The sequence below is a fragment of the Actinokineospora pegani genome (assembly GCF_009745975.1).
GTDB lineage: Bacteria > Actinomycetota > Actinomycetes > Mycobacteriales > Pseudonocardiaceae > Actinokineospora > Actinokineospora pegani.
The window spans coordinates 49,274-73,713 of sequence record NZ_WHOL01000045.1 but is presented as its reverse complement, the minus strand read 5'-3'; the positions used below and the strand labels follow the sequence as shown (position 1 = coordinate 73,713).

At 71.7% G+C, this 24,440-nt stretch carries 20 protein-coding genes; 12 read left to right on the top strand and 8 right to left on the bottom strand.

Annotation, left to right across the window (positions count from 1 at the left end; genetic code table 11):
• Positions 1-427: 427 nt before the first annotated feature.
• On the bottom strand, positions 428-1,342 hold the full coding sequence (locus GCL84_RS03920; RefSeq protein WP_156753947.1) for an oxidoreductase: 915 nt from the start codon (positions 1,340-1,342) through the stop codon (positions 428-430).
• Between the two features lie 276 nt (positions 1,343-1,618).
• Here GCL84_RS03920 and GCL84_RS03915 point away from each other — a divergent pair, with 276 nt between their 5' ends.
• Entirely contained in the window at positions 1,619-1,807 is a 189-nt protein-coding gene (locus tag GCL84_RS03915; RefSeq protein WP_156753946.1) for a hypothetical protein, read from the top strand.
• 90 nt (positions 1,808-1,897) lie between these two features.
• Here GCL84_RS03915 and GCL84_RS03910 read toward each other — a convergent pair whose 3' ends face one another.
• The gene (locus GCL84_RS03910) at positions 1,898-2,185 is read right to left on the bottom strand and encodes an MGMT family protein (RefSeq protein WP_197523006.1); all 288 of its coding nucleotides are present in this window, start codon (positions 2,183-2,185) and stop codon (positions 1,898-1,900) included.
• A complete protein-coding gene (locus tag GCL84_RS03905; RefSeq protein WP_197523005.1) occupies positions 2,182-2,943 on the bottom strand; it encodes an alpha/beta fold hydrolase in 762 nt (253 codons plus the stop codon). The genes GCL84_RS03910 and GCL84_RS03905 overlap by 4 nt, the downstream gene beginning before the upstream one ends.
• 91 nt (positions 2,944-3,034) lie before the next feature.
• Here GCL84_RS03905 and GCL84_RS03900 point away from each other — a divergent pair, with 91 nt between their 5' ends.
• Together GCL84_RS03900 and GCL84_RS03895 are read left to right on the top strand one after the other, a co-directional pair.
• Positions 3,035-6,220, top strand: coding sequence for an ATP-dependent helicase (locus tag GCL84_RS03900; protein WP_156753944.1), 3,186 nt, complete (start codon positions 3,035-3,037; stop codon positions 6,218-6,220).
• 272 nt (positions 6,221-6,492) lie between these two features.
• On the top strand, positions 6,493-9,780 hold the full coding sequence (locus GCL84_RS03895) for an ATP-dependent helicase (RefSeq protein WP_156753943.1): 3,288 nt from the start codon (positions 6,493-6,495) through the stop codon (positions 9,778-9,780).
• Here the strand turns inward: GCL84_RS03895 and GCL84_RS03890 are convergent.
• Both GCL84_RS03890 and GCL84_RS03885 read right to left on the bottom strand, forming a co-directional pair.
• Positions 9,710-10,195 carry a hypothetical protein gene (locus GCL84_RS03890; RefSeq protein WP_156753942.1) on the bottom strand — a complete coding sequence of 162 codons (486 nt, stop codon included), beginning with the start codon at positions 10,193-10,195 and terminating at the stop codon, positions 9,710-9,712. The two genes, GCL84_RS03895 and GCL84_RS03890, sit on opposite strands and share 71 nt — an antisense overlap.
• A 132-nt stretch (positions 10,196-10,327) precedes the next feature.
• Entirely contained in the window at positions 10,328-11,395 is a 1,068-nt protein-coding gene (locus GCL84_RS03885) for a potassium channel family protein (protein WP_156753941.1), read from the bottom strand.
• A 129-nt stretch (positions 11,396-11,524) separates the two neighbouring features.
• Between GCL84_RS03885 and GCL84_RS03880 the strand changes: the two genes are divergently transcribed.
• Positions 11,525-11,908, top strand: coding sequence for a DoxX family protein (locus tag GCL84_RS03880; protein ID WP_197523004.1), 384 nt, complete (start codon positions 11,525-11,527; stop codon positions 11,906-11,908).
• Positions 11,909-11,964: 56 nt separating this feature from the next.
• On the opposite strand, the gene GCL84_RS29130 is transcribed toward GCL84_RS03880, so the two are convergent.
• Positions 11,965-12,948: a neutral zinc metallopeptidase gene (locus GCL84_RS29130; RefSeq protein WP_197523003.1), complete on the bottom strand. Its 984-nt coding sequence runs from the start codon at positions 12,946-12,948 to the stop codon at positions 11,965-11,967.
• Positions 12,949-13,359: 411 nt separating this feature from the next.
• Between GCL84_RS29130 and GCL84_RS03870 the strand changes: the two genes are divergently transcribed.
• The 5 genes from GCL84_RS03870 (at position 13,360) to nudC (ending at position 20,163) form a co-directional block, all read left to right on the top strand.
• The gene (locus tag GCL84_RS03870) at positions 13,360-15,099 is read left to right on the top strand and encodes a DUF2207 domain-containing protein (RefSeq protein ID WP_197523002.1); all 1,740 of its coding nucleotides are present in this window, start codon (positions 13,360-13,362) and stop codon (positions 15,097-15,099) included.
• Positions 15,100-15,223: 124 nt separating this feature from the next.
• A complete protein-coding gene (locus GCL84_RS03865) occupies positions 15,224-16,417 on the top strand; it encodes a peptidase associated/transthyretin-like domain-containing protein (RefSeq protein ID WP_156753938.1) in 1,194 nt (397 codons plus the stop codon).
• Between the two features lie 101 nt (positions 16,418-16,518).
• Positions 16,519-17,802: a M16 family metallopeptidase gene (locus tag GCL84_RS03860; RefSeq protein ID WP_156753937.1), complete on the top strand. Its 1,284-nt coding sequence runs from the start codon at positions 16,519-16,521 to the stop codon at positions 17,800-17,802.
• Positions 17,803-17,833: 31 nt separating this feature from the next.
• On the top strand, positions 17,834-19,189 hold the full coding sequence (locus GCL84_RS03855; protein WP_156753936.1) for a M16 family metallopeptidase: 1,356 nt from the start codon (positions 17,834-17,836) through the stop codon (positions 19,187-19,189).
• Entirely contained in the window at positions 19,186-20,163 is a 978-nt protein-coding gene (nudC, locus tag GCL84_RS03850) for an NAD(+) diphosphatase (RefSeq protein WP_156753935.1), read from the top strand. The genes GCL84_RS03855 and nudC overlap by 4 nt, the downstream gene beginning before the upstream one ends.
• Here the strand turns inward: nudC and GCL84_RS03845 are convergent.
• Complete coding sequence (locus GCL84_RS03845; RefSeq protein ID WP_156753934.1) at positions 20,135-20,848, bottom strand: FadR/GntR family transcriptional regulator; 714 nt, start codon at positions 20,846-20,848, stop codon at positions 20,135-20,137. The two genes, nudC and GCL84_RS03845, sit on opposite strands and share 29 nt — an antisense overlap.
• A gap of 69 nt (positions 20,849-20,917) precedes the next feature.
• On the opposite strand from GCL84_RS03845, the gene GCL84_RS03840 reads away from it, so the two are divergent.
• The 3 genes from GCL84_RS03840 to GCL84_RS03830 all read left to right on the top strand — a co-directional run bounded on the left by GCL84_RS03840 (position 20,918) and on the right by GCL84_RS03830 (position 23,303).
• Complete coding sequence (locus GCL84_RS03840) at positions 20,918-21,424, top strand: gluconokinase (RefSeq protein WP_156753933.1); 507 nt, start codon at positions 20,918-20,920, stop codon at positions 21,422-21,424.
• The gene (locus GCL84_RS03835; protein ID WP_156753954.1) at positions 21,412-22,758 is read left to right on the top strand and encodes a GntT/GntP/DsdX family permease; all 1,347 of its coding nucleotides are present in this window, start codon (positions 21,412-21,414) and stop codon (positions 22,756-22,758) included. The genes GCL84_RS03840 and GCL84_RS03835 overlap by 13 nt, the downstream gene beginning before the upstream one ends.
• A gap of 92 nt (positions 22,759-22,850) precedes the next feature.
• Entirely contained in the window at positions 22,851-23,303 is a 453-nt protein-coding gene (locus GCL84_RS03830; RefSeq protein ID WP_156753932.1) for a nuclear transport factor 2 family protein, read from the top strand.
• A gap of 143 nt (positions 23,304-23,446) precedes the next feature.
• Here the strand turns inward: GCL84_RS03830 and GCL84_RS03825 are convergent, their stop codons facing one another.
• Positions 23,447-24,373, bottom strand: a complete 927-nt coding sequence (locus GCL84_RS03825; protein WP_156753931.1) for a cobalamin biosynthesis protein — start codon at positions 24,371-24,373, stop codon at positions 23,447-23,449.
• Positions 24,374-24,440: the final 67 nt, after the last annotated feature.

Here is a 24,440-nt window from a genome sequence, read left to right as displayed (position 1 = left end):
GGTCGGCCCGCTTGCTGGGTCAGCCCGGTTGAGGTGGTCGGCCCGCTTGCTGGGTCAGCCCGGTTGAGGTGGTCGGCCCGCTTGCTGGGTCAGCCCGGTTGAGGTGGCCAGTTCGTGAACCGGGCCAACCTGGTCGAGGTGGGTGCCCGCGAGGTGGATCAGCCCGTTCGCTGGGCCAGCCTGGTTGCGGTGGGCGCGCCCGGTCGGGCTGGGTCAGCCCGACCGGGAGGTGGGTCAGCCCGGTTGAGCCGGGCCAGCCTCGCCGAGCGGGCAGCCGTGCCAGGCCAACCGGGCTAGCCGGGTCGGTCGGGCGGGCAGGGCGAGCTGGCATCGGCTTCGTCCGGGGCGAGTCGTGTCAGCTCGGGTTGGGGCGGGCGAGCTGACTTGAGTCAGCGTGGGTCTGGTGGGTCGGGTCTGGTGGGTCGGGTCAGGCTGGGAAGGGCACCTTCCACGGGGCCAGCAGCGACAGCGACAGCTCCCACAGCCTGCCCGCCAGCTCGGTGTCCCGCGCCGTCGCGCTGGGCACCTCGGGGACCGCGGGCCCGAACGTGATCCGGTGCGGCCCGTACAGCGCTCCTTGGAACGCGTCCGGGTCCGTCGCCGCACGCAGTGTCGGGAGGGCCCCGAACTGGGCGGGCTGGCCCGCGAACCGGTTGACCATGGCGGTGACCTTGGCGAAGATCCGGTCGTCGTCCTTGCCCAGTTCGGTGAACGCGTACCCGGGGTGTGCCGCTGTTGATAGCGTCGCCTCCCCCGCAGCGGTGAGCCTGCGGCCCAGTTCGCCGGTGAACAGGAGGTTCGCCAGCTTGGACTGGAAGTAGGCGCGCCACCGCCCGTACCGGCCCGCGGTGAAGTTCGGGTCGTCCAGCCGGATCTTTCCCGGCCGGTGTGCCACGCTCGTCACCGTCACCACCCTGGCACCCCCGGTGGCGTTCAGCAGGGGGAGCAACCGCAGCGTCAGCGCCATGTGCCCGAGGTGGTTGACCCCGAACTGCGTCTCGAACCCGTCAACGGTCGTCGACTGCGCCACCGCCATCAGCCCGGCGTTGTTGATCAGCAGATCGAGCCGTTCGTGCCCGAACGACCCCGCGAACCGCTCCACCGACCCCTGGTCGGCCAGGTCCAACTCGGCCAACTCCAACTGCCCGCCGTCCACGCCCGCGTCGACCAGCGAGTCCCGCGCCGTCACCGCTTTGCGCTGGTCGCGGCACGCCATGACGACGTGCGCGCCCCGTTGCGCGAGCACCCGCGTAGTCTGGAGTCCCAACCCCACGTTGGCCCCGGTCACCACCGCGACCGTGCCAGGAAGCTCGGGAACATCCTGCTCGTGCCACGGTGTCATGTCATCTCCTCCAACAGGCTCGGAACACTTCGCGGTCCTGCCGCATCCTCTCCCACCAACGGTGCCCCGTGAGCCAGGGACGCTGTATCTATTCGACCGCACTGAGTGACTTAGCTTCGCCGTAACAGAATGCAACCGTTCGGACCCTTGTGGCTTCGAAATGCGACTGAAAGAGTGAATGCACACCACCAAGGACCGCCCCGGGAAGCACCAGAGCGCGATCACGCGCCACTTCACCCGGCGGTTCGCTTCCTGACGCAGAAGGTGACACACCCGATGACGCTCGCCCACGAGGCTCCTGTCACTGGCCGCATCGCCGCCGCCAAGGAGATCGAACTCCAGCACAACGCCGAGCAGTGCAGCCGTGCGGCTCGCACGGTCGCCGACCACGCCTGGGACGCCCAGGACTGCAGCGTCCTGCTGGAGATGCTCGGCCTCGACCCCTCGGCGGGCAGGCGCTCTTAGCCTCTCGCAGAGGTCCGTTCCGACTTTCGGACCACCTTTCTCCCTGCTAGTCCCACCTCCTGGGCAGCGGGCGGCCCACGACACCGGCCGTCAGTCCACCCACCTGTACTTGCGGAGATCAACTCGATCCCCGTCGGCCAACACACCCTCCGCCCGAAGCAGTCCCAACTGCTCGCGCGCGATGTGCTCCACAGGCCGCCCGCTCGCCCGGAGGACGCGGTGCCAAGGCAGGTCGTGCCCGTCCTCGGACAGGACCCGCCCCACCAGACGCGGTGTCGACGCCCCGGCGCGCGCCGCGATGTCGCCGTAGGTCGCCACCCGCCCCCGGGGCACCGACCGCACCATCTCCCGGATCAGCTCATGCGTCTCCTCGTTCACCGCAAGAACTCCCTCAGCAGCTCCCCGAGTGCCGCCGGGGCGTCGATGTGCAGCATGTGCCCCGAGTCCAGCTCGGCGTAGCGGAACGATTCCAACGCCGAGCAGGCCGCCCGGAACTGCTCACCGACGAAGTCCTCCCGACTCGCCCGCACCACCAAGGTGGGCGTCCCCGGCGGCGGCAGCGGAACAGGCCTGCACATCTCGCTCCACGCCGCGGCCACGGCCGCCGGGCTGTAGCGTGGCCGCCACTTACCGTCGTCGTCCTCGACCCAGTTCAGGTCGACCTCGCGCTCCACCGCCTCGTCGCTCGCACTCGGCCAATCGAACCGCTGCGTGCCGACCGCGTCCGCACGGGTCTCGCGCACCACCACCGACGTCTCGGCCCACACCAGCGCCTGGCCGGGGTCGATCCCAGTGGCCGGGTCGAGCAGCGCCAGCCGCTCCACCCGGTCCGGCGCCACCTCGGCCAAGCGCAGCGCGACCAGCGCTCCGAAGGAGTGCGCCACCACCGGCACCGACCACAGACCGAGCTCGTCGAGCACCGAGAGCAGGTCGTCGGCGTGCTGTTCCACCGTCCACGGCGGCACTCGGGGAGCGTGCCCGTGCCCCCGCAGGTCCGGCGCGTGCACCCGGAACCCCGGCAGCTCGGCCACCGTGAACGACTCGAAGCGGCGCCCGTGCCCGCAGACACCGTGCACGACCAGGACCGGCGGCCCGTCGTCCGTGCCGGAGCTGTGGATGGTCAGGTTGGCGGACATGGCGCGCATCATCGCAGCCTGCCGCCCCCGCCTGTCCCCGAACCCGCGTGCCGCCGCAGGCCCCCTCGGCCCGCCATGGTCCAATCGGCGGATGGCCGCAGGGAAGTCCCCGCTCGCGCCGCGCCTGGTCCGCAGACCGGCGGCGCCCCGGCCGCCGTCCCAGTGGGACGACGACGCCCGCCGAGTCCTGGCGGGCACCGACGGCTTCGTCCGCGTGCTCGGCGGCCCAGGCACGGGCAAGACCTCTCTGCTCGCCGAGCTCGCCGCTCACCGAGTCCTGCGCGGTGGCGTCGACCCCGAGCAGTTGATGGTGCTCACCGCGAACCGCCGTGCCGCGGTTGACCTGCGCACCCGCATCACCCGCCTGCTCACCGAGCACGATCCAGACGCCGACCTGCGCACCGTTCGCGAACCCCTGGTCCGCACCGTGCACTCCTACGCGTTCGGCGTGCTGCGCCAGCACGCGGTCCGCCGCGATGAGCCCGGCCCCCGCCTGCTCTCCGGCCCGGAACAGGACGCGGTCTTCCGCGAACTGCTTGAGGGGGATATCGAGTTCGGCGCGCACCGCTGGCCGGAGCGTCTGCGTCCGGCCCTGTCCGTCGCCGGGTTCGCCGAGGAACTGCGCGACCTGATCCTGCGGGCGGCCGAGCGCGGCCTGGGCCCGGAGGACCTCATCAGCCTCGGCCGTTCCCAGAAGCGCGACGAGTGGGTCGCGGCAGGCATGTTCGGCCGCCAGTACGAGCAGGTCATGCTCCTGCAAGGTCGCGCGGACAGCGCGCTCGCCTTCACGACCTCCCCCGCGCTCGACGCCGCCGAGTTGGTGTCCTCCGCCGTCCTCGCCTTCGACACCGACGACACTCTGCTCACGGCCGAACGCACCAGGGTCCGCTACCTGCTCGTCGACGACGCCCAGCACCTCGACCCCCTCCAGTACCGCTTGCTGACCAGCCTCGGGCGCTCCGCCAAGGAGTTCGTCGTCGCAGGTGATCCCGACCAGGCCGTGTTCTCCTTCCGCGGCGCTGACCCCCGCCTTCTGCGCGACGCTGAACCCGACGGTGGGACCGTCGTCCTCGACCGCGGCCACCGCATGTCGCCCACCGTGCGGCGCGCGGTGTCGCACTTGGCCGCCCGGCTCCCCGGCGCAGGCGCCCGCCGCGTCGACAAGCTCAAGGACAAGGGCGGCACGGTCACCGTGCGCCTGCACCCCTCGATCGCCGCCGAGGCCGCCTGGATCGCCGACCAGCTCCGCCGCGCCCACCTGCTCGAAGACGTCCCGTGGGCAGACATGGCTGTCGTGGTCCGCTCGGCCACCCGATCGATTCCTGTCCTGCACCGAGCCCTCGCCGCTGCCGGGGTCCCCGTCGCCGCCCCAGGCGAGGAGTTGCCGCTCGCCCAGCAACCCGCCATCCGGCCCTTCCTCGGGCTGCTGCGCTGTGCTGCGGAACCCGCTGTGCTCGACACCGCGATGGCGGAGATGCTCTTGTCGTCCCACCTCGGCGGAGCCGACCCCCTGGCGCTGCGCAGGCTGCGCCGAGGCCTGCGCAGGCTGGAGATCGCCGCGGGCGGTGACAAACCCAGCGATGAGTTGATCGTGGATGTGCTGCGTGACGCTGACCGCCTCTCGGCCCTCGGCGACGCCGAGGCCGGACCGGTCCGCAGGGTGTGGGGGCTGCTGTCCACGGCCCGCAGAGGGGTGAAGGAGGGCCTCTCCGTCGAGCAGATCCTCTGGGACGTCTGGCAGCACAGCCGCTTGGAATCCCGGTGGGTGGCCATCGCGGGACGCGGCGGCCCGGTTGGCGCCCAGGCCGACCGCGACCTCGACGCCGTCGTGCGGCTGTTCCACGCGGCCGAGCGCTACACCGAGCGGTTGCCCGGCGCGAGCGTCGCGGCTTTCGCCGACCAGCTCATCGGTCTGCGCATCGCGGGCGACACCCTCGCACCCTCGGCCCCGCAAGGGGATGCCGTGGCCGTGCTGACCGCGCACGCCGCCACTGGTCGTGAATGGACAGTCGTCGCCGTGCCGGGGGTCCAGGAGGGCGCGTGGCCCGACCTCCGGCTGCGTGGCTCGCTCCTGGGCGTCGAACGCCTCGTCGACAACCTGGCGGGCATGGAAGCCGCCGACCGCCTCTCGGCGACGGCCCCCCTGCTGGCCGAGGAACGCAGACTCCTGCTTGTCGCTGCCTCCCGCGCCAAGGCGAAACTCCTGGTGAGCGCCGTGCGGGGTGAGGACGAGCAACCTTCCCGTTTCCTGGCCGAGCTGGCTGGGGCCGCCGAGTCCGACGCGGCCGAGGAGGTCGTGCCGATGGCCGAGACACAGCGCGCGCTCGTGCTGGCCGACCTCGTGGGCGAGCTCCGCCAGGTCGTGTGCGACGGCGCCGCCGACATCGCCCGCCGGGAGCAGGCCGCGCGCCAACTCGCCCGGCTCGCTGCCGCTGGCGTGCCCGGCGCGAACCCGGATGACTGGTACGGGTTGGCCGACATGTCCACCATCGCCCCGCTGCGCGACGCCGGGACCCCGCTCACGGTCTCCCCGTCGACCATCGAGATCTTGGCCAAGTGCCCGTTGCGCTGGCTGGTCGAGCGGCATGGCGGGCAGGACCCCGCCGAGCTCGCCGCCATCACCGGGACCCTGGTGCACGCTCTCGCCCAAGCGGCGGCTTCTGGCGTTCCGCGCGAAGACCTCATGGCCGAACTCGACCAGGCGTGGTCGCGAGTGGATGCTGGAGCCCCGTGGTTCTCCAAGCGGGAACGACAGCGGGTGCGGGGGATGGTCGACACATTCCTGACCTGGCTGCACGCCACCCGGTCCGAGCTGACGCAAGTGGGTGTCGAGCACGACATCTCGGTCGAGCTCTCGGACGGGATCACCGTGCGCGGCCGAGTCGACCGCGTCGAGGTCGACACCGACGGGCGCCCGGTCATCATCGACATCAAGACCGGCAAGTCGCCGATCAGCGCCGCTGACGCGGCCGAGCACCCCCAGCTCGCCGTCTACCAGTTGGCCGTCACCTACGGGGCCTTCGCCGAGCACGGGCGTGAACCTGGTGGCGCACGGCTGTTGTACGTGGCCAAGGCCAACGCCAAGACGGCTGCGACCGAGCGCAACCAGGACCCGGTCGCGGGTGAGGTCCTGGACCGTTGGCGCGCCATCGTGCGCGACGCCGCGGCCGCCACCGTCGGACCGGAGTACCAGGCGTTCGAGAACCCGGATTGCCCACGCTGCCCAGTGCGCACCGCGTGCCCACTGCACCCCAGTGGACGTCAGGTGACGGAGTAGCCCGCGGATCTGCTGGATATCCAGCAGCCGCTTCCTCCGACATCGCTCTGCCATCTCCATCACCTCGCCTTCAGTTCAATCACCCTTGCTTGCAACGATTTCGGCCGTCTCGCTGGCCTCGCTCCTTCCTTGGTACGCCGACTGGCCGACCAAGCGAAAGGATCAGAATGGATATCCACTCGAACAGGTGATCGAAGCCGAGAACGGTCGGAATTGTCGGTGTCCGACGGTAGATTGGCTGCCATGAACCAAATCCGTGCTGTGAGCAGGCCATGAGCTCACTGCTTCCCGGTCCCGCCCTCGTTGGCCCCCGCGAACTCGCCGAGGAGCTCGGCCTGCCCGCGCCGACCGACGAGCAGGCGCGGGTCATCGCGGCGCCCCCGGAGCCGTCGCTGGTCGTCGCGGGCGCGGGCGCGGGCAAGACGGAGACGATGGCCGGTCGTGTGGTGTGGTTGGTGGCCAACGGCTTGGTGACCCCGGAGCGGGTGCTGGGCCTGACCTTCACCCGCAAGGCGGCTCGCCAGCTGGCCGACCGTGTCCGTGCCCGGCTCCGCAGGCTCGCGGGGTCGCGGCTGCTGGACCGGCTCGACCCGTCCGGGGATCGTCGGGCGGCGGTCTACGCGGGTGAGCCGACCGTGCTGACCTACCACGCCTACGCGGGCAGGCTGGTGGCCGAGCACGGCCTGCGGCTGCCGGTCGAGCCAGGCGCCCGGCTGCTGACCGAGACTTCGGCGTGGCAGGTGGCGCACCGTGTCGTGGCCGGGTGGGCGACTGATCTGGAAACCGACTACGTCCCCGCCACAGTCACGCAGCACCTGTTGTCCCTGGCGGGGGAGCTCGCTGAGCACCTCGTCAACCCGGAATCGCTCGCCCAGCACGCCGAAGCGGTGTGTTCGGCGATCGAGACCGCTCCCAGGGCCAAGGGGCAGCGCGCGGAGATCTCGCAGGACCTGCGCAAGATCGTGGTGGCTCAACGGTTCCGCATCGCACTGCTGCCGCTGGTGGCCGGTTACGCCGCGCTCAAGCGGAAGGAGGGCGCTGTCGACTTCGGTGACCAGATGTCGTTGGCCGCTCGGCTGGCGGCCGGGCACGACGAGGTGGTGGCGGGGGAGCGGGAGCGCTATGGCGCGGTCCTGCTCGACGAGTACCAGGACACCGGGCACTCGCAGCGAGTGCTACTGAGGTCGTTGTTCGGGTCCTCTCGCGAGCACCCGGGCGCCGAGCCGATGCCGGTGACCGCCGTGGGCGACCCGGCGCAGGCCATCTACGGGTGGCGTGGCGCCAGCGCGGCCAACCTGCCCCGGTTCACGACGGACTTCCCCAGGCAGAGGGGGGATGGGCTCGCTCCCGCGGCCAAATACGGCTTGCTGACCAGCTTCCGCAACCCGGAGGAGGTGCTCGACCTGGCCAACGCGGTGTCCGAGCCGCTGCGGGCGGCCGGGTTGGACGTCGACGAGCTGCGCGCCAGGGATGGCGCCAACCCTGGCGACATCAAGTTCGCGCTGCTGTCCGATGTGGAGGCGGAGGTCGCGTGGGTGGCGGACCGGGTGGCCGACCGGTGGAAGACCGTCTGTGACGAGCGCGGCGCCCCGCCGACCGCGGCTGTGCTGGTGCGGCGTCGCTCGGACATGGCTGACATCGCTGCCGCGCTGCGTGCGCGTGGGCTGCCGGTGGAGGTCGTGGGGCTTGGCGGGTTGTTGGACGAGCCCGAGGTGCGGGACCTCGTCAGCGCGCTGCGGGTGCTCATCGACCCGCTCGCCGGAACTGCGGCGGCTCGCCTGCTGACCGGATCGCGGTGGCGGGTCGGGGCCGCTGACCTGGCGGCGTTGTGGCAGCGAGCCAAGGTGCTCGCCGGGGCGTACGCGGTGACCCCGGAGGTGGAGGGTGCGCTCGACACGGTGCAGGGGGAGGGGACCGAGCAGGCTGGGCTGGTCGACGCGATCGATGACCCGGGATCGGCGGAGGCCTATTCGGAGTCGGGGTTCGCGCGGGTTCGCGCTCTGGGTCGTGAGTTGACCCAGCTTCGTCGACGGTTGGACCAGCCACTGCCGGAGCTCGTCGCCGATGTCGAGCGGACCATGCGGCTCGACATCGAGGCAGCCGCGCGCAGGGGCGGGGCCGGGCGGGCGCATCTCGACGCGTTCGCTGATGTGGTCTCGGACTACGCGCGGGCCAGCCCGGCGGCGAGTCTCGCCGCGCTCCTGGACTACCTCGCCACCGCGGAGGCGGCCGAAGATGGGCTGGAGCCCGGGGAAGTAGAGGTCGCAGAGGACCGGGTGCAGATCCTCACCGTGCACTCGGCGAAGGGCCTCGAATGGGAGGTGGTGGCGGTTCCGCACCTGGTCAAGGACGTGTTCCCCAGCGCCAAGCGTGGGGGGAGTTGGCTGACGAACGTCACCGAGCTGCCCCCTTCCCTGCGTGGTGACGCCCAGGACCTTCCGGTGCTGCGGTTGGAGGGGGCCGCCAACCGCAAGGAGGTGCAGCAGCTACTGGAGGTGCACAAGCAGGAGTTCGCGGAGCGAGGACTCATCGAGGAACGACGGCTGTTCTACGTCGCGTTGACGCGGTCGGAACGGACTCTGTTCGTCAGTGGGCACTGGTGGGGGAGGACAGGCGGCAAACCTCGCGGGCCGTCGGACTTCCTCACCGAGCTGAACGAGTACGTCGGTGGGCGCGAGTGGGTGTCCGGGGTGGTCGATGTGTGGGAACCCGAGCCTGAACCGGAGGCTGAGAACCCACTGGCCGCGGCGTCCAAGGACGCGACTTGGCCGGTAGACCCGCTGGGTGGCCGGCGGATCGATGTCGCGGCTGGTGCGGCGCTGGTTCGGGCCGAGTTGGCGGCGCTGCGCGCGGGGGAGGAGCCACAGCAGGAAGTGGCCGACCTGGATGGGTGGGTGCGCGACACCGATGTGCTGCTTGCCGAGCGCGCGGCGGCGGCGTCGCGGCGAGAGGAGGTGGTCTTGCCCGAGCATCTTTCGGTCAGTCAGCTGGTCGAGCTGGCCGATGACCCGGAGGCGCTGGCTCGTCGGTTGCGACGACCACTGCCGTTCCCGCCCAATCCGACCGCGCGGCGGGGCACCGCCTTTCACACCTGGTTGGAGCACCGGTTCGGTTCCCGGGCGCTGCTCGACCTCGACGAGCTGCCAGGGGCAGCCGATGACGACGCTGCGCCGGATGAGGACCTCGACCAGCTCCGGGAGGCGTTCTTGCGCAGCGCGTGGGCGGACCGGACACCTCACCAAGTCGAAGTCTCCTTCTCGACCGAGCTCGACGGGATCAGTGTGCGGGGGCGGATGGACGCCGTGTTCGCGGATCCGGATGGGGGGTGGACGGTGGTCGACTGGAAGACAGGGCGGGTGCCCGAGGCTGAACGGTTACCCGCGCTGACCGTGCAGCTCGCGGCGTACCGGCTGGCGTGGGCGGCGTTGGCGGGGGTGGGGCCGGAGCGGGTGCGGGCCGCCTTCCACTACGTGCGGCACGACCACACGCTCAGCCCGGCCGACCTGCTCGACCTGGACGGGCTGAGAGCGCTGCTGAGGTCCGTTCCCGGCCCGGCTTAGGGCGGGGGCGTCGCAGGAAGTCGGCTGCGGCGGCGCCTGCGATGCCCGCGCAGATCATCAGGACCACGCCGATCGGGCGGGCGTCGAAGGTGGTGCCGACGTTCGCGGTGACCAGGTGGGCCGTCTCGTTGGAACCGATGGAGATCTCCACGATCTCGCCCTCCGCGTGGCCGCAGGCGTCGAGGGGGACCGTGCGCTCGGTGCCTTCGTCGTCGAAGCGGACCTGCTCAGGGGACGGGGAGGAACAAGGGGAGCCCACCACGACGGTGGCAGAGGCCGTCAGCGGTCCCGCGGTCGAGGTGGACCAGTGGCCGAGGGCTCCCGCCATCGCTAACAGGAAGGAGACCAGAACGCTGAACGCCGCGACCGCCACCGACCTGACCATCGGCTCTGTGAAGGCAAGCGGGGCGCGCACCTTATCGATGGTCGCAGACGGGGGAAGGGGCCGAGGTGAAGTCGGGGGTGAGGGCCAGAAGGCGCACTGGGTTCGGCTGTTCGGAGTCCGCGGCAGGTTCGCTCGCGGGGAGGCGGTGCTCTGTGGGGCGGTCTACTCGCTGGCGGGGGTGACCTTGCGGATGTAGAGGAGGCGGTCGCCCGCCTCGATCGCGTCGGCCTCCGGTGAGTCGACTCGGTGGAGGGTGCCTGCGCGGACCAGGCCCAGGACGAGGTCGGGTAGGTGGCGGGGGGAGCCGCCGACCTCGGAGATCTCGACCTCTCGTTCGGAGATGGCCAGGCCCTCGTCGGGGGTGATCAGGTCCTCGACCATGTCGACCACGGTCGGGGTGTGGGTGGCCATGCCGAGGAGGCGGCCTGCCGTCTCGCTGGACACCACGACCTGGTTCGCGCCGGACTGGCGGAGCAGGTGGACGTTCTCGGTCTCGCGGACCGCGGCGACGATCTGGGCGTTGGGGGCCAGTTCGCGGGCGGTCAGCGTGATCAGCACGGCCGAGTCGTCGCGGCTGGCGGCGACGACCACCGACTTGGCCCGGGAGACGCCCGCGACGCGCAGGACGTCGGAGCGGGTGCCGGAGCCGTGGACGGTGACCAGGCCGAGCATGGACGCCGCGTCCAGCATGGTCTGGTCGGTGTCGACCACGACGATCCGGCTGGGTTCGACACCGTCGGACAGGACAGCGCTGACCGCGGAGCGGCCCTTGGTCCCGTACCCGACGACGACCACGTGGTCGCGCACCTTCGACCTCCACCGTTGGATCTTGAAAGCTTGCCGGGAGCGCTCGGTCAGCACCGCGAGGGTGGTGCCGACCAGGATGATCAGGAACAGGATGCGCAGGGGGGTGATCACCAGGACGTTGATCAGCCGGGCCGAGTCGCTGGCCGGGGTGATGTCGCCGTAGCCGGTGGTCGAGAGCGAGACGGTGGCGTAGTAGATGGCGTCGAGGAGGGAGATGCCGTCGTTGTTGGCGTCGCGGTACCCGTCGCGGTCGAGGTAGACGATCGCCACGGCCACGAACAGGGCCATGACGGCCCACAGCACCCGCCGCAGGATCGAGGCGATCGGGCTGACGCTGCTCTCGGGCATCTTGATGACGCCGACCAGGTCGTGCTTGGTCCGGTCGTTGAGGGTGTCGAACACACGCCTGGTCCGGATCTTCATTGTCGCCCCTGTGCGCTTCGGCTCACGCGCGGAAGGTTAACCGCAGGTCCTGAGCCGTGTGTGGTGAGGCTCATTCCTGTGGTGAGATTCATCCGTCGGCTGGCGGTTTGTCCGTGGCAGGGTGTGCGGATGGCCATGACTGATTCCCGGCGCGCTATCGCGCTCGCCTTGCTGCTGGGCACCGCGGGAACCCTCCATTTCGTCATTCCGAAGCAGTTCGACTCGCTCGTGCCCCGCCAGTTGCCGGGCAGCAAGCGGCTGTGGACGCAGCTCTCCGGTGTCGCCGAGGCCACTGTGGCGTTGGCCGTGGCGCTGCCGAGGACGCGCAGGCTGGGTGGGCTGCTCGCGGCCCTGCTGTTCGTCGCCGTCTTCCCGGGCAACGTGAAGATGGCCGTCGACTACCAGCGCAAGGGCAGGCCGCTGCCCGCCAAGGCCGTCGCCTACGGACGGTTGCCGCTGCAGTGGCCGTTGGTCGCCTGGGCGCTCAACGTCCGGGACTCGGCGGCGCGCTGATCATGAGCTGACCGCTCGGGGGCGGTGACGTCGGTGCGACCGGGCGACCGTGGGTGTCAGGAGACGTCGGCGGGGGCTGCCGCCCAGGTGTTGCAGGGGGCTGTGCGGTTGTTCTTGTAGCCGTGTTCTTGCCAGGCTCCTGTGTGCTGGGGGGAGCCGTGGTCGCGCGGGGCTCCTTGTTTCCAGTCGCCGCGGGTGTAGCCGTCTTGGAGCATCTCGCGGACCACCTGGTCGGTGATGGAACCGCCGCCGTTGCGGCTGCCCGCGAACCACATGCCGCCGAAGCACTGGGCCTGGAGTTCGGAGCGGCGGGAGAGTTCGAGGCCCAGGGCGGTCTGGTCGCCTGCCTCGTACCTGGCGTTCCAGTAGGCCTGGTTGACGCCGGACAGCTCCTGGACGTGGTGGGCGAACTCGTGGGCGAACAGGGCCAGGTAGACACCCGACTTGGCGCCGTACGACTCGGTCTGCAGGCCTTCGAACGGCATGTAGATGGTGTTGTCCTTCGGGCAGTAGAACGCCGCCCACGTGCCCTTGCTCGCACTGCCGCAAGGGCTCTCCCAGGTGGTACCTGGGGGGAACTTGAGTCCGGGGGTGAAGTACGGCAGGTTCGCGCGCTGCATGGCCGGGGCCCAGGCCTTCTCCATGCACGGCAGGGCGGCGGTGAAGAACCGTTGGCTGCTCTGCGGGTCGGAGCGCCACGCGGGGAGGTTGCAGGTGACCTGGCTGACGCCGTTGGTCGTCGAGAACAGGGGGTTGTCGGCGAGGCGGTAAACCGGTTGAGGGCCCCGCGGCGTCGTTGTGGTGGTCGTGCGGCTGCGGGTTGTCGTGGTGGTGGTGGTGGTTTGGTCGGGCCTGGTGGTGCGGGTAGTGGTTGTTGGTGACGCGGTGGTACTGGTAGTCGTCGTCGTTGGGTAGGAACTGCTGGTGGTGGTGGGGTAGCTGTAGCCGACGTCGTAGGTGGAGGGGCGCTTGGTGGCGACTTTGAAGCCGTAGATGCCGACGCTGGCCACGAGCGCGAGCACAACGATGATGGCGAGCACCGGGCCTGAGTGCGACGGGTGCGGCGGCGGGTGCGGCGGGCGCCAGTGCGGTGGGCCGGGGGGATAGCCGGGGGGTGGGCCGTAGCCAGGCGGTGCGCCGTATGGGACGGGGTAGGCCTGGGTCCCGTATGGACCGGGGTACGGCGCCATCGGGATCGGCCGCGCCCTGGGCGGCGGGGCTACGGGCATCGGGGGCGGTACCGGTGGCCCGCCGTACGGGGGGCGGCCTCGCGGTGGCTGGTGCGGGCCGGGAGCAGCGGGGTTGTGCTGTCCGTGACCGTAGGGGTTGGGCGGCCCGGGGGGCCACGGTCCCTGCGGCGGCTGGTTCATCGGTCGTGTCCCCCCACGCGCGTCCGGGTGTTTTCCCGGAACCGCCGTGAGCATAAGAGGGCTGGGCTATCGTTCGCTGCCGTGTTGGAGAAATGGGCTGTGGCCGCTGCTGTCGGGGTGGCGGGGTTCGGATTGGCGCAGCCGTCGTTCCCGGTGCCGCTGCCGTCGGACGCGCCGAGCATCGAGTTCCCGGTGCCGAGCGTGGGGCCCGCGCCGGACGAGGGCGAGCCGCCGACGATCGTGCCTGCGCCGCCCACCGACCCGGGCGGGCGGCCGGTGCGGCCGCCGGGGGTGGGGCAGCCGCCGCTGCCGCGCAGCGTCAACGTGCAGCTCAAGGTGGAGCGCGACGGCAGCCTGACCGTGCGCGAGCAGGTCATCGTCCAGGCCGACCGGACGATGACGCGGATAGCGCCGTTGCGCATCGGGGACCGCGTCTTCGCTGTGCGCGACCCGAGGGTGGAGGGCAACGGGTCCGTCGCCGTCGAGAACGACGCGCTGGTGATCAAGCTGTCCGAGGGTGCCTCGACCGTGGTGTACACGGTGGACGGCGCTGTCGAGGACATGGGCGACCACCAGCGGTTCCGCTGGCAGGTCGCGAGCGGGTGGGACACCAAGCTGGTGCTGCTGCGCGGCTCCCTGCTGACCCCGGAGCGCGGGTCCAACTTCGTCTGCCTCGCAGGCGCCGCGGGCACCGAGGACAGGTGCGAGTCGGCGCTGACCGACGGGGGCAGCGTCCTGCGCGTCGTCCAGTCCAACTTGGACGCCGGAGCCAGGGTCGACCTCGCCGCCGACCTGCCCCCGGGCACCGTTCCCGCCTCCGCGCGGTTCGAGCGGGGCGCCCCGCCGTCACCGTTCGCGATCGGCCTGTCCGGCGGGATCGCGCTGGGCGCGGCGCTGTTGTTCCTGCTCGCCGGGTTCGCCGTGCTGTGGCGGGCGCGGGCGCGCGACGCCGAGGCGCTGGCCGCCGAGCCGGAGCCGGTGCCGGTGCTGGACACCAGCGGCGGCCGCACCGCCTTCGCCTCGCCGGACGGGGTGCTCCCCGGGCAGGTGGGAACGGTCGTCGACGGCGCTGTGGACGCCCGCGACCTCAGCGCGACCGTGCTCGACCTCGCGGTGCGCAACTACGTCTGGATCACCGAGACCGACGGTGACTGGCAGCTCGTGCGCCGCAACCCCGCCGACGACGCCCTCAATGACTACGAGCGGGCTGTTTTAGAGCTCCTGCTTCCTCGGGACACCGACTTGGTGACCCTCTCCGCACTGCACGCGGAACCCCGGGGCGTGGGCAAGGCGCGAGACGCGGTCTACCGAGACATCGTGTCGCACAAGTGGTTCTCCCGACGCCCCAACGCTCTCGGCGCGCTCACAATCGTGGGCATCGCGTTGCTGCTACTCGGTCTCGGGCTGACTGTCGTGCTGGCGCTAGTCGGTGGAGCGGCTCTTATCGGCGTGGCGGTGGCCATCGCCGGACTGGGTCTGGCGATCGGTGGGCGATTGACGCCGTTGCGCAGCAAGCGGGGAAGTGCTCTCGCGCAGCAGGTGAATGGTGTGCGCGCGTTCCTCAACACCGTCAACCCCGAATCCATCCCGGTGGCGGACCGCGAGGTCGTCTTCTCGCGTTCGCTGCCCTATGCGGTCGCTCTAGGCGACGGGCAACAGTGGTTGGCCCGGTTCGCGGACCTGGACTCCTCAGCCGACGGCACTGCCGGGATGTACTGGTACGCCACTCAGGACGGCGCCGTGGCGGCTGACCACGCGCGGTTCACTGAGCAGTTCCAGGCCTTCGTCGCCAGGCTGGACAGGGTGTTCGAGAAGGCGTGAGTATCGCGCGAGATCTGGATGGCGTTACCCCTTGCGGGGAACGGAAATCGTTAGCCTCCTGAGCCTTTCGCCGGGACTGGGCACGCGGGTAGCTTTCCGCCCACCCGAGATCTCTGGAGGCCCGGTGCGCTCGTTGACCCGTCTCGCCCTCGTCGCGGCGGTTGCCCTCACCTCGTCCGCGGCGGCGGGGACGGCCGCGGCCGACGACTGGGACATCCCCGAGAGCGTTCCCGCGCCGAGCCTGGTCACCCAGGTCGTGAGCACCTGCGACGGCCCCAGATCAGGGGTCAGGGTCATCCTCGAGGGCGGCGAGCACCACATGGTGACCCTGGACGGCTCCGGGCTGCCCGCCACGCGGACCAGGACCGACAGGGACCACGACGTCGAGACGGTGACCTTCAGGTCGGTCCCCGTCGGCTCCTACACCGTGCTGGTCGAGGGCGCGGGCCTGCTGTCCGACGGCGTGCCCGTCACCGTCCGGCCGTGCGCCGAGCGGGACAAGGCGCTGGGCGAGCTCAGCGTCGACGTCTCCTGCGTCGGCGGCTGGGGCCAGGTGGGCTTCGAGGTGGCCAACCCGGCCACCAAGGGCAAACGCGTGTTCGACCTGGCCGTGCACGGCTCGCCCGCGTACCAGGCGATCGAGCTGGGCAAGGGGGTCTTCCAGCGGTTCGACGAGAACTACTGGGACGACGGCACCTACCTGGCGGTGCTGACCGGCGACGGCCTCACCGCGCCCCTCGTGCGCGAGTTCACCGTCTCCTGCTCCACCGGCAACCGCCCCGGTCTGGGCACCTACGCGCAGTGCGATGACAAGGACGACGTCAGCACCGACCCGCTGCTGTGGGTCGAGATCGACAACGTGAACCGCCAGGAGGTCGTCTACACCGTGACGACCGGGTCGGCCACCCACGCCGTGGCGATCCCCGGCGCGAGCCACGGGACCGCCGCGATGGGGGCCGTCGGCGGCGGCGACCACGACATCACCGTCACCGGCTCCGACGGCTCGGAGTGGGGAACCAGCGTCTCGGTCGACTTCTGCGCCGACGTCGTGGTGGACGACGACGGCCTGCAGGTGTCGACCCGCTGCGTCGACGGGACCTCTTCGGTGACCGCCCGGTTCTTCGCCGTGGGCCCGTACCCGAGCGAGCGGGAGTTCAGCGTGGACGGCACGGACGCGTTCACCGAGACCGTCCGGTTCGACGGCGAGGGCGTCTACCAGTGGACGCGGCACTCGGGGACCTTCGGGAACGGGACCTACACCGCGCGGCTGACCGGGGCCGGGCTCGACACGGTCGAGCGGTTCAGCGTCGGCTGCTGACCCCGGCCGCCGGGCCGGGCCACCAGCCCGGCCCGGCAGTTATCCACAGGGCGAACACGCTCCGCTGCCAAGGTTCGGCCCCCTCCCGTAGGCTCGCCCCCGTGACCGTTTCCGAGCTGCACAGGTACACCCTGGCCAACGGCCTGCGCGTGGTGCTCGCCCCGGACACGACCTCCCCGGTCGTCGGCGTGAGCGTCCACTACGACGTGGGCTTCCGCTCCGAGCCCGAGGGTCGGACCGGCTTCGCCCACCTCTTCGAGCACCTGATGTTCCAGGGCAGCGAGAGCCTGGAGAAGCTGGCGCACTTCCGGCACGTGCAGTCCTCCGGCGGGACGTTCAACGGGTCGACGCACCCGGACTACACCGACTACTTCGAGGTGCTGCCCTCGGCGGCGCTGGAGCGGGCGCTGTTCCTCGAGGCCGACCGGATGCGGGCGCCGAAGATCACCGAGGAGAACCTCAAGAACCAGATCGACGTGGTGAAGGAGGAGATCCGCCTCAACGTGCTCAACCGGCCCTACGGCGGGTTCCCCTGGATCACCCTGCCGCCGGTCCTCTACAAGACCTTCCCCAACGCCCACAACGGCTATGGCGGGTTCGAGGACCTGGAGCAGGCGTCGGTCGCCGACTGCGCGGCGTTCTTCGACACCTACTACTCCCCGGCCAACGCGGTGCTGACCGTCGCGGGCGACTTCACCGTCGACAGCGCGCGCGAGCTGGTGGACAAGCACTTCGGCGACGTCCCCGAGCGGCCCCGGCCGCAGCGGCCCTCGTTCGCCGAGCCCGCCCCGGACTCGGAGATCCGCGCCGACATCCAGGACAAGCTGGCCCCGGTGCCCGCGGTGGCGATCGGCTACCGCATCCCGGACCCGGTCGACGACATGGACGGCTACATCACCTTCCTGGTGCTGGCGGGCGTCCTCGCCGACGGTGACGGCTCACGGTTGCAGCAGCGCATGGTCTACCGCGACCAGCTCGTCACCGACGTCAGCGCCGGCTGCGGCATGTTCGGCCCGTTCGAGGCGCGCGACCCGGACACCTTCACCGTGACCGCGATGTACTCCCCCGAGGTCTCGGTCGACACCGTGCTCGCCACCCTCGACTCCGAGCTCGAGGTGCTGGCCGCGACCCCGCCCTCGGCGCAGGAGCTGGCGAAGGTGACCGCCCGCTGGGCCGCGAGCCTCCACAAGGAACACGACCGGCTGGTCAGCCGCACCCTGGCGCTCGGCTCGTTCGAGCTGCTGTTCGGCGACCCCGGCCTGGTCTACGAGCTGCCCGCCAGGATCTCCGCGGTCACCCCGGAGGCGGTCTCCGCCGCGGCCAAGGCGCTGCGCCCGGACTCGCGCGCCGTGCTGACCGTGACCCCCGCCGGGGGCGCCGAGTGAACCGCGACCGTAACGACGTTGGAGGACGCAAGTGAGCCGCACCGCCGAGGAGATCGGCCGCACCGAGCTGGGACCCCGGCCGCTGCCGCCGCTCGGGGAGCACCGGGCGGCCACCGACCTGTCCTACGTGGACACCGTGCTGGACAACGGCCTGCGCGTGGTCGTGGTCAAGCAGTCGACCGTGCCGATGGTCGAGGTGCGGCTGCGCGTCCCCTTCGCGGGCGACGCGCCGCTGCACGCCGCGACCGCCGAGGTGCTGGCGGCGACGGTGCTGACCGGAACCGCCAAGCGCGACCGGGTCGGCGTGGACACCGAGCTGGCCCTCGTCGGCGGTGAGCTGGCCGCCTCGGTCGACCCCGAGGTGCTGGCGGTCGGCGGCAACGCCCTGGCCAGCGGGCTGGACACGCTGCTGGAGGTGCTCGCCGACGCCCTGACCGGCGCGGTGCACAGCGACGACGAGGTGGCGGGCGAGCGCGCCCGGCTCATCGAGCGGATCACCATTGCCGAGTCGCAGCCCGCCATGATCGCCCGCAAGGCGCTGCAGAAGCACCGCTACGGCGACCACCCGATCACCCGTGAGATGCCCGAGGCCGAGGACGTGGCCCAGGTCCAGGCCGAGGACGTCCGGGCCCTGCACCGAGCGGCCGTGCTGCCGCGCGGCTCGGTGCTGGTGCTGGTCGGCGACGTCGAGCCCGCGACCGCGGTTGCCGCGGCAACCGCCGCGCTGGCCGGGTGGAGCTCGGACAAGGCCGCCGTCGCGCTGCCGCCGCTGCCGGACCTGACCCCGGGCGAGCTCAAGCTGGTCGACCGGCCGGGCGCGGTGCAGTCGCAGTTCCGGCTCTCGGCGCAGTCGATCGTGCGCACCGACCCGCGCTACCCGGCGCTGCAGCTCGCGAACCTGGCCTTCGGCGGCTTCTTCTCCTCCCGGCTGGTGGAGAACATCCGCGAGGACAAGGGCTACACCTACCACGCGCGCTCGTACTTCGAGTTCACCCCGGACGGCGCGACTCTGATGGTCGAGACCGACACCGCCTCCGACGTCACCGCAGGCGCGCTGCTGGAGATCCGCTACGAGCTGGGCAAGCTCGGGGTCACCCCGCCGACCGAGACCGAGGTCGAGACCGTGCGGGAGTACGCGATCGGCTCGCTGCTGATCGCCACCTCCTCGCAGGGCGGGCTGGCCTCGCAGATCGCGGCGCTGGCGATGCTGGGCCTGGGCGTGGACTACCTGCTCGGCCAGCCCGATCGGCTCAAGGCGGTCACGGCGGAGCAGGTGGCCGAGGTGGCGCGCGAGTTCTTCGCGCCCAGCCGGTTCACCGGCGTCATCGTGGGCGACGCCGCCACGCTCGGACCGGTGCGGGCGTTGGGCGGGGTCACCTTCCCGTGACCGGTTTCCAACTCCCGGCACTGCCCGCGCTGTCCCGGGCGACGGCGCTGCGGGACGAGGCGCTGCGCAAGGACGAGGGCAAGCTCGACGAGTCCTGGGCGACCGGGCAGGTCGTCCTGGTCGACGAACTCGGCCGCACGCCGGTGCGCGACGGGGCCAGCAAGCTCTCGCCGCGCCCGGCGTTGTCGGTGGCGCCGAGCCGGCCGGCCGACGCCCGGCTGCTCGGCGTCGTCCACGAGACCGCCTACTGGTCGGTGCTCGGCGAGGAGCCGATGCGTGCGGGCACGGTGGCGCCGCCCAACTCGTGGGGCCCGTGGACCGGCCAGGTGTCCGAGGCGGGCGAGCAGTGGCACGACCTGCGTGCCATCGGCGCGCTGCTCGACGACACCGAGGCCGGGTTGTTCACCACGGCCGTGGGCCTGGCGAACTGGCACGCCCGCTCGAGGTTCTGCGCCAAGTGCGGCAGCCCGGTCGCCCCGGTGGCGGCCGGGTGGGCCATGCACTGCACCGGGTGCGGTCGCGAGGAGTACCCGCGCACCGATCCCGCGGTGATCTGCCTGGTGCACGACGGCGTCGGCGAGAACGGGGAGAACGTGCTGCTGGCCAGGCAGCCGATCTGGCCGGAGGGCCGGTTCTCGGTGCTGGCCGGGTTCGTCGAGACCGGGGAGTCGCTGGAGGCCTGCGTCGAGCGGGAGATCGGCGAGGAGGTCGGGGTCCTCGTCAGCGACATCCGCTACCTGGGCAGTCAGCCGTGGCCGTTCCCCCGGTCGATCATGATCGGGTTCGTCGCCACGGCCGACCCGAGCGCGCCGCTGGTGCCCGCCGACGGCGAGATCGAGCAGGCCCGCTGGGTCCCGCGCTCGGTGGTCCGCGCGGCGCTGGAGGCGGGCGGCGCGGTGGACGGGCTGGTGCTGCCCGGGGCGACGTCCATCGCCCGGCAGATGATCAGCGGCTGGGCGGAGGCTGGGGCGTAGCGCCCAGCAGCTCGCCCGGTTCGGCCCCGACCTGGTCGACGATGGCCCGCATCGCCGTCTCGGCGCCGGGTCCATCGCCGTGCGCCACGCACGCGGCCACCCGCCAGTGCAGGTCGACCGCCGTCGCGTCGGGTCGGCTGGGCAGGGGGTTGTGGTGGGTGAGGACCTCGGCGACGGCGTCGGTGAGCTGGGCGAACATCTCGTTGCCCGACATCGCCAGCACCTGCTGGTGGAAGGCGATGTCGTGGCCGAGGAACACCCCAGGGTCGTGCGTCGACGCGCGCAGGCTGACCGCGAGCCGGGTCAGCTCGGCCGCCGAGTCCGGTGTCGCCGCGTGCGCCGCCAGTCGCGCGGCCATCGGCTCGACCGCCGCGCGCAGGGCGGTCAGCGACCGCAGTTGCTCGGCGCGGTGCGGCCCGGCCAGCCGCCACCGGATCACCAGCGGGTCGAGCAGGTTCCACGCGTCGCGGCCCAGCACAGTGATGCCCACCCGCCTGCGGCTGCTCACCAGGCCGATCGACTCCAGGACGCGCAGCGTCTCGCGGACGACCGTGCGGGAGACACCGTGCGCGCGTTCCACTTCTCCCGTGCGCAGGACCGCGCCGGGCGACAGGTCGCCGTTGACGATCGCCGTCCCGAGTGTGGCCAGGAGCTGCGCGGGTAGTCCGGAGGTCACGGGGCTCATTCTCCCACTGATATGACTAAAACCCGATGTCGGGTTGAATAAGTACTACTTTTGGGTTTCACTGGTTCGATGGCTGAACACACAGTGGTCGTCGTGATGGGCGTGTCGGGGTCGGGCAAGACGACCATCGCGGCGCAGGTGGCACAGCGCCTCGGCGTGCCGCTGGCTGAGGCGGACGAGTTCCACTCCCAGGCCAACATCGAGAAGATGACCTCCGGCATCCCGCTGACCGACACCGATCGCGCGCCCTGGCTCGACGCCATCGCCGAGTGGGTCGCCGAGCGCGTCGCGGACGGCGGCGGGGTGGTGACCTGCTCCGCCCTCAAGCGCCGCTACCGGGACCGGCTGCGCGGCGCCGCGCCGGACCGCGTCGTGTTCGTCCACCTCGACGGACCGGAGGCCGTCCTCGCCGAGCGGATCGGTCACCGCAGCGGCCACTTCATGCCCCCGGCGCTGCTCGCCTCGCAGCTCGCCGACCTCGAACCGCTGGCCGAGGACGAACGCGGCGTGCGGCTCGACATCACCGAGCCGCCCGACGTGCTCACCGGGCGGGTGGTCGAGGAATTGGCTCGGTGAGTGGCGCCGACTGGCGGCTGATCGGCTCGGCCCTGGCGGCGATCGCGCTCATCGTCCTGCTGATCACCAAGCTCAAGCTGCACCCGTTCCTCGGGCTCATCCTCGGCTCCGGGCTGCTCGGCCTGGCCGCGGGCATGCCGACGGGTCAGCTCATCGAGAGCTTCTCCGACGGTGTCGGCTCGACTGTCGCGGGTGTGGGCGTGCTGATCGCCCTCGGCGCGATGCTGGGCAAGCTGCTCGCCGACTCCGGCGGCGCCGACCAGGTCGTCGACACGATCATGGGCAGGTCCGGGGTCCGGCGGCTGCCGTGGGCGATGACGCTGGTGGCCGTCCTCATCGGATTGCCGATGTTCTTCGAGATCGGCCTGGTCATGCTGATCCCGGTGGTGCTGCTGGCCGCCCGCCGGGCGCGGGTGAACGTCATGCTGCTCGGCATCCCCGCCCTGGCCGGGCTGTCGGTGCTGCACGGCCTGGTCCCGCCGCACCCCGGCCCGCTGGTCGCGGTCGACGCGCTGCAGGCCGACCTCGGGCTGACCCTGGGGCTGGGCCTGCTGGTCGCCATCCCGACGGTGGTCGTCGCCGGTCCGCTGTTCGCCAAGGTCGCCGTCGGCTGGGTCGCGGTGGCGCGGCCGCCGGAGCCGCCCGCCCGCGAGCAGACGCCCGACCACCGGCCCAGTTTCACCGCGACCCTGGCCACGGTGCTGCTGCCGGTCGTGCTGATGATGGGCAAGGCGCTGGCAGGCATCGTGCTGGCCGAGGGCAACCCGGTGCGCGGCGCGCTGGACTTCGTCGGCGACCCGCTGATCGCCCTGTTGGCGGCGGTCCTGGTCGGCATGGTCACCCTCGGCCGCGGTGCGGGCCTGACCCGCGACCGCGTCGGCGAGACGCTGTCGTCGTCGCTGCCGCCGATCGCGGGCATCCTGCTGATCGTCGGCGCGGGCGGCGGGTTCAAGCAGACCCTCGTCGACGCCGGGGTCGGTGAGACGGTCACCCGCCTGGCCGACGGGGCCGCGCTCTCGCCGATCATCCTCGGCTGGCTGATCGCCGTGGCCATCCGCCTGGCGACCGGCTCGGCCACCGTCGCCACCATCTCCGCCGCGGGCATCATCGGCGACCTGGCCCTGGGCCTGCCGCCTGTCCAGGCGGCGCTGCTGGCCTTGGCGATCGGCGCGGGCTCGGTCTTCTTCTCGCACGTCAACGACGCCGGGTTCTGGCTGGTCAAGGAGTACTTCGGTCTCACCGTCGGGCAGACCATCCGCACCTGGTCGGTGATGGAGACGCTGATCTCCGTGGTCGCCATCGCCATCATCTACCCGCTCAGCCTGGTCCTCTAGCAGTTCGGTCCGCAGCATCATGGCCAGATCCGTGCGATAAGGGTCTTTCCTGCCACTGGTGGGCGCATCCCGCGCCCCGCGAGCATGGGGGCATGACCGCTTCTGACCAGCCGCGCCCGCCGCTTCCGCCGTTCGACGACGAGACCGCCCTCGCCAAGGTCCAGGCCGCTGAAGACGCCTGGAACAGCCGCGACCCCGAGCGCGTCGCCAGCGCCTACTCCGTCGACACCGAGTGGCGCAACCGCGGCCACCACGTCCGGGGGCGCGAGGAGGTCGTCGCCTTCCTCACCGACAAGTGGAACCGCGAGCTCGACTACCGCCTGCGCAAGAACCTGTGGTCCTTCACGGACAACCGGATCGGGGTGCGGTTCCAGTACGAGTGGCACGACGCCGACGGGCAGTGGTGGCGCTCCTACGGCAACGAGCTGTGGGAGTTCGACGCGCTCGGCCACATGCGCCGCCGCGAGGCCTCCATCAACGACGTCGCCATCGACGCGTCCGATCTGCGCGTCACCCCCGGCGAGGGCGACCTGCCCGTCTGGTGACGCGCACCGGCCAGACATCGGGCGGCCCGGGCCATCAAGATCATCCGGCCCTGGGGACCCCCGATTTCAACGCTACCGGGGGAGTCTGACGGTTTCGGGGCGCTGAGGTGGGTTGTCCACAGGGGGCCGGTCGTCCACAGGGGTCAGCGGCGGGTGAGCAGGGCGATGAGGGCGGCCACCGCGGCGGTCAGGATGCCCACGACGCGGGAGAGCTCGACCGCTCGGGTCACGTGGCCCGCGTCGGGCATGCGGCCGTTGCCCAGGACGGGGCGGTCCTCCACGCCGTGGGCGTAGACGGTGCGGCCGCCCAGGCGGACTTCCAGGGCGCCCGCGAAGGCGGCCTCGACCCGGCCCGCGTTCGGGCTGGGGTGGGCGGCGGCGTCGCGCTGCCAGGCCAGCCAGGCGTCGCGCCTGCTACCGCCGACGACCGGGGCGCCGAGGACGGTCAGGGCGGCGGCGAGGCGGGCGGGCAGCAGGTTGGCCAGGTCGTCGAGGCGGGCGGCGGCCCAGCCGAAGTTGCGGTAGCGGGCCGAGCGGTGCCCGACCATGGCGTCCATCGTGTTGACCGCGCGGTAGCCGAGCAGGCCGGGGACGCCCGCCACCGCGCCCCACACCAGCGGGGCCACGACCGCGTCCGAGGTGTTCTCGGCGACCGACTCCACCGTCGCCCTGGCCATGGCCGCGGCGTCCAGCGACGACGGGTCGCGGCCGCACAGGTGCGGCAGCCGGGCCCTGGCGGCCTCGACCTCGCCGGAGTCCAGGTGCTTGCCGATGAGCGCGCCCTCCGCGGCCAGCGACCTGCCGCCCAGCACGACCCAGGTCGCCGCCGCCGTGGTCAGCACCCGCACGGCCGGGCGGCCCCGCTCGGCGAGCACCCCGAGGCCGACCGCGCCCCCGGCGAGGACCGCGGTGTAGACGGCGCCGGGCGCGCGCGAGTCGCGGTGCAGGACGTGCTCCAGCCGCCCGGCGAGCCTGCCGAAGCCCGCGACCGGGTGGTAGCGGCGGGGATCGCCCAGGGCCGCGTCGGCGGCGAAGCCGAGCAGCAGGCCCACGGCGCGCGCCAGCGTCACGTCCCCTCCCAGCGTGTGAGTCCCCCGTGCAGGCGAAACCGTATCGCGACGACCCGCCCGGGATGCG